The sequence below is a fragment of the Mesorhizobium sp. P5_C1 genome, assembly GCF_054049815.1.
The window spans coordinates 1-1,161 of record NZ_JBFULQ010001029.1; the positions used below are offsets into that span (position 1 = coordinate 1).

1 protein-coding gene is annotated in these 1,161 nt (G+C 52.7%); it reads right to left on the minus strand.

What is annotated here, in order from left to right:
• Positions 1-190: 190 nt before the first annotated feature.
• A complete protein-coding gene (locus ACXJ7R_RS33610; RefSeq protein WP_457155552.1) occupies positions 191-1,003 on the minus strand; it encodes a reverse transcriptase domain-containing protein in 813 nt (270 codons plus the stop codon).
• Positions 1,004-1,161: the final 158 nt, after the last annotated feature.

Consider the following 1,161-nt stretch of genomic DNA (forward strand, 5'->3'; position numbering starts at 1 on the left):
GTTCATGAATGGTGGTGGGCAGATCAACCTCGAATCGCAAGGTCGTAGATGCATCTTGCGGCTAATGGAGGTTCTTGGCACCGGCGTAAGAATCTCAACCGAGTGCCCGTCCAAATAATGTAATGGGGGAATATCGGAACACGCCCAGTTACTAGGTTTAGCGCGACTGGGCCAATCCCGACGCGAAGCTCTATACGACCGGAGCAGCTGCCGCCTTCTTTCGCCGCAGCTCAAACGCATTGCGCMGTCTCTTCTTGGAGTCTCCAATCCGCCACGTTTTGGACTTCACTATATCGACATAGGTCTCGAACGACGCGACGGCGGCGGCTTCGCGATCCTCTGCGAAGAATTCGTCAATCCGGTCGGGCAGTACGGCCGTGTTGCCATTCTCCAACGAGCAATTGAAAATGTCGATCTTCGCAGCGGGCTCTCGCGTTTTTTCATCGTTCAAGGTGAACCCGGCTGCAGCTACGGCCACCACCAGTCCGTCAAAAGCTTCCTTCAATGCAGCCTGGTCTTGTCCCGATAGACACAGGTCGTCCATGTAAACAGACGGCGTGATCGTGTCAGGCAGAGCCCGCAGGTAAGTGCCTATTGGTGACTCCGAGAGAATGAGGGTGGCGAGGATAGGAGACTGCACGAATCCATATGGAAGTACATAGCCTCCGCCCGCAAACGGGTTTTTGACCGTCGACCACTTGGCGTAGTACTCCGGCTTCGGAATACCAATGTCCTTGAGGACGCGCTTCAGACGGTTGCGCTTGATGCTGTAGAAGAAACGGCTGAGGTCAACACGGCAGAAGAACGCGTTTTTGCGGTGCCTGTGGAGGGCAACCACGTGAGAGCCCTCCTTAAAGTGATAAATGAATTTGTCGAACGTGTATTTCTTGGCGACTTTACGCTTGAGCTTTCTGCCCAGCTCCTCGCCAAACGGGTTCGGAACGAAGATCGGCTTTCCATTTTTCCAGTAGGAGTGGCAAAAATTTTCGAAAGGACCGGGCATAGTTGACAACCTTGCTGATCAGATCAATTAGTATAACCGCATTCTTCAAAAGAAGAAGGGTTACCGAAAGAACTGATGCAGCAAGGTGTAGGCGCTTTTGATTTTTGGTCATAGGCGTTCTCCATTGCTAGACCCCGGCATACCTGCAACCTCATCTT